Origin of the sequence: Sphingobium sp. (assembly GCF_032153725.1) — a bacterium.
Classification (GTDB): domain Bacteria; phylum Pseudomonadota; class Alphaproteobacteria; order Sphingomonadales; family Sphingomonadaceae; genus Sphingobium.
On the sequence record NZ_JALDYQ010000145.1, the window covers coordinates 1 to 3,708 of the forward strand.

Genomic DNA, 3,708 nt, shown 5'->3' on the forward strand with positions numbered 1-3,708 from the left:
TGCCGCCATAGAGGTGGTTCAGGAACATTTCCTTGGTCAGCGTCGTGCCCTTGCGGAGCGATAGCAGCTCCAGCATCGCATATTCCTTGCCGGTCAGGTGGACGCGGTTGCCGTCCACTTCCACGGTTTTCGCATCCAGGTTCACCGCCAGCTTGCCAGTGCGGATGACCGACTGCGAATGCCCTTTCGAACGGCGCACCACGGCATGGATGCGGGCGATCAGCTCTTCGCGATGGAAGGGCTTCGTCACGTAATCGTCGGCGCCGAAGCCGAAGGAGCGGACCTTGCTGTCCATCTCCGCAATGCCCGACAGGATCAGCACCGGCGTCTGCACCTTGGCCGCCCGTAGCTTCTTCAGCACGTCATAGCCGTGCATGTCCGGCAGGTTCAGGTCCAGGCAGATGATATCGTAGTCATACAACTTGCCGAGATCCAGGCCCTCTTCGCCAAGGTCGGTCGTGTAGACGTTGAACCCCTCGGTCGTGAGCATCAGCTCGATCGCCTTGGCGGTGGTCGGTTCGTCTTCGATTAGCAGCACGCGCATGTGAAGCCCCTTTGCGTAGCAGGTCCGTTCACCCCCAGAGAACGACGTCCGCTCCAATTCATTAACCAAAAAACTTCTGAAGGACAAAGGTTAATTTTTCGCTAACCGGCAGGAATCCACGAGTCGCGCGATTTTGAATCAGTTTCGTACGTTTTGAAGTCGAAATGATTCAGATGGAGTCAATATGGATTCGGCTCTGAAACGACTGGTCAGCACCCATGATGGCGGGCAAGGAAATCGAGCAGCGCATCGACCCGCGCCGGCCGCAGCCGCGACGGCGGCGTCACCAGATGGATGCCGAAGGGCGGCGGGCGCCAGTCGATCAGAATCTCCTCCAGTTCGCCCGTTGCCAGCGCGTCGCCGATGATGAAGTCGGGCAGCCGCGCGATCCCGACGCCCATGCGCAGCGCGGGCAGCATCGCCTCCCCGCTATTCACGGTGATGCGGGCGCGGACCTGCACCACGACATTCTGCTGCCCCGGTCCGGAGAAGCGCCACACATCGGGCGTCTGGACGTTCGAATAGCAGAGGCAATCATGCCCGCCGAGGTCGGAGGGATGCGCGGGGCGCCCTCGTTCCGCCAGATAGCCGGGCGAGGCGACGAGGTGCATGTTGACATCTGCCAGCCGGCGGGCGCGGAGCGAGCTGTCGGGCATGTCGGCGATGCGGATGGTGGCATCCAGCCCCATTTCGACCAGGTCGATGCGGGCATCCGACAGGTGCAGATCGATATCCACCTGTGGATGCTCCTTGGTGAACTCCGCGATCAGCGGCGCAATGCGGAGCAGGCCGAAGGTCATTGGCGCGCCGAGGCGAACCGTGCCTGAAAGTTCCGCCGTTTCGTCCCGCGCCGCCTCCTCCGCCGCCTGGCCTTCAGCCAGGATGCGCGCGGCATGATCCGCCAGCCTGCTGCCGCTTTCGGTCAGCGCCAGGCGGCGGCTGGTGCGGCTGAACAGGCTGGTGTCGAGATGCTGTTCGAGCCGGGTCACGGCCTTGGACACGGTGGCCTTTGAAACGCTCAGTGCCTTGGCTGCGTCGGTGAAGCTGCGATGCTCGACGACGGCGGCGAACATCGCCCATGCCTCGAAATCCGGAAGACGCATAAGGAAACAATCCGTTTCAATGCTGCTTATTCAAGAAACGACCCTGATAGCTAGATTGGCGGAAAGCAAGCCGGAAGCTCTGGCAAAATACATCCGAAAGGCAGGCCTATGAGCACGACAGTCGGGAGCCGCATCGAGCGCCGCCCCTTCGCCTCGCTTGGGGCTGCCGACCATGGCTGGCTGAACGCGCGGCATCATTTTTCCTTCGCGGACTATCTTGATCCCGCCCGCATGAACTGGGGCGCGATCAGGGTGTGGAACGATGATGAAATAGGCCCGCATTCCGGCTTTCCGCCGCATCCGCATGCGGACATGGAAATCATCACCTATGTTCGCAAGGGCGCGATCACCCATCAGGACAGTCTGGGCAACAGGGGACGGACCGAGGCCGGCGACGTCCAGGTGATGAGTGCTGGCACCGGCATCCGCCACGCGGAATATAATCTGGAGGATGAGACGACGACGCTCTTCCAGATCTGGGTCATGCCGCGCAGCCGGGGCGGCCAGCCAAGCTGGGGCGCCAGGCCTTTTCCCAAGGGCGACAGGTCCGGCAGGCTGGTGGTGCTGGCCAGCGGCCATGATGACGACAGGGAAGCGCTGCGCATCCGCGCCGACGCCGTCCTGCTGGGCGGCACTGTCAGGGCGGGCGAGAGTGTGACCTATGACAGCGTCGAAGGGCGTCACCTCTATCTGGTCCCGACGACGGGGCGGGTCGAGATCGACGGTCAGATTTTCGAGGCGCGGGATGGCGCCGCGATCATCGGCGGCGCGCCCATCACCATCAGGGCCATCGAGGACGCCGAAATCGTTCTGGTGGACAGCGAATAGGGGGGGCTCCTTCAAGCGGGCGGCTTATTTTTTGGAAACCTTTTTACGATCAATGCGTTAACGCCATTGGAGACGCTCATGGCCAAGGTTCTGGTCCTCTATTATTCATCTTACGGCCACATCGAGACGATGGCGAAGGCCGTGGCGGCAGGTGCCGCCGCCGCAGGCGCGCAGGTCGATATCAAGCGGGTGCCGGAAACCGCGCCGCTGGAAGTGGCGCAGGCGGCTCATTTCAAGCTGGATCAGGAAGCACAGGTCGCGACCGTCGCGGAACTGGCCGATTATGACGCGATCATCATTGGCACCGGCACCCGCTTTGGCCGCATGTCTAGCCAGATGGCAGCTTTCCTTGATCAAGCGGGTGGCCTTTGGGTGCGTGGCGCGCTGAACGGGAAGGTGGGCGGCGCCTTCACCTCGACCGCCAGCCAGCATGGCGGCCAGGAAACCACGCTTTTCTCGATCATCGCCAACCTGCTGCATTTCGGCATGGTGATCGTGGGCCTCGACTATGGGTTCACCGCGCAGATGGGGGTCGACAAGGTGCGCGGCGGTTCGCCCTATGGCGCGACCACGATCGCGGACAGTGACGGCAGCCGACAGCCGGGCGAGGAAGAATTGGAAGGTGCGCGCTATCAGGGTCGCCGGATCGCGGAAACGGCACTGAAGCTGCACGGGTGAAGGGTTGCTGCGTCGTCTGTTTTTTGTCTGACGCGATTGGAAAATCGCTTTAGGCGGCGCAGTTGTTGAGCCTTGGGTCGCAAAGGCGTCAACGCAAGTGGGGAGCCGGCGCATCGGACTGCGCGTCGGCTCCCCTTTTTTCGTAATGGGGAACCGCCGGAGGAAACTGGGGGTCAGAGGAAGATGCGGCGCGTGAAGGATAAGGAACGGAGGAGATAATAGGCGGCGAGCGGCAGGATCAGCGCCTGCGTCAGCAACCACGGCTTGCCGAGATAAGGCGAGAGATAGTGGATCACCGCGACATGCAGATACATGATGACCAGTGACGCCCGCCCGATCATGGCGAGCGGCGCGGCGAGCGGCGCGATCCGGGCGGACAGGCGAAACAGCAGCAGCGACGTCGCGATGCCCGATGCGATCGAGAACAGGGGCCAGCCATAGTCGGCCGCCTTCATGTTCAACGTCGGCACCCATCCGAAAAGGCCCGTCAGCGCCAGCAAGCCCAGCGGCACGATCCACAGATTGCGCCAGTGCAACCGGGGCCAGAGCGCTCCG

Annotated in this window: 4 protein-coding genes and 1 pseudogene; 2 read left to right on the forward strand and 3 right to left on the reverse strand. The window is 62.6% G+C overall.

Features of this window, described 5'->3' with window-relative positions:
• Together RUH75_RS23430 and RUH75_RS23435 are read right to left on the reverse strand one after the other, a co-directional pair.
• Positions 1-544: response regulator transcription factor (locus RUH75_RS23430; protein WP_313809615.1), on the reverse strand; the 544-nt coding region annotated here is incomplete at its 3' end.
• A gap of 209 nt (positions 545-753) precedes the next feature.
• Positions 754-1,647, reverse strand: a complete 894-nt coding sequence (locus tag RUH75_RS23435) for a LysR family transcriptional regulator (RefSeq protein WP_313809616.1) — start codon at positions 1,645-1,647, stop codon at positions 754-756.
• Between the two features lie 108 nt (positions 1,648-1,755).
• Here RUH75_RS23435 and RUH75_RS23440 point away from each other — a divergent pair, with 108 nt between their 5' ends.
• Positions 1,756-2,475 (forward strand): pirin family protein, encoded by a 720-nt coding sequence (locus tag RUH75_RS23440; protein WP_313809617.1) that lies wholly within the window; start codon positions 1,756-1,758, stop codon positions 2,473-2,475.
• 78 nt (positions 2,476-2,553) lie between these two features.
• A complete protein-coding gene (gene wrbA / locus RUH75_RS23445; protein ID WP_313809618.1) occupies positions 2,554-3,153 on the forward strand; it encodes an NAD(P)H:quinone oxidoreductase in 600 nt (199 codons plus the stop codon).
• A gap of 173 nt (positions 3,154-3,326) precedes the next feature.
• Here wrbA and RUH75_RS23450 read toward each other — a convergent pair.
• Positions 3,327-3,708: pseudogene (locus tag RUH75_RS23450) on the reverse strand (glycosyl transferase); the annotation flags it as partial.

Bases quoted from the DNA above. Each gene is read 5' to 3' on its own strand.
- RUH75_RS23440 (WP_313809617.1), top strand. From the start codon at position 1,756: ATGAGCACGACAGTCGGGAGCCGCATCGAGCGCCGCCCCTTCGCCTCG.
- RUH75_RS23435 (WP_313809616.1), bottom strand. From the start codon at position 1,647: ATGCGTCTTCCGGATTTCGAGGCATGGGCGATGTTCGCCGCCGTCGTC.
- wrbA (WP_313809618.1), top strand. From the start codon at position 2,554: ATGGCCAAGGTTCTGGTCCTCTATTATTCATCTTACGGCCACATCGAG.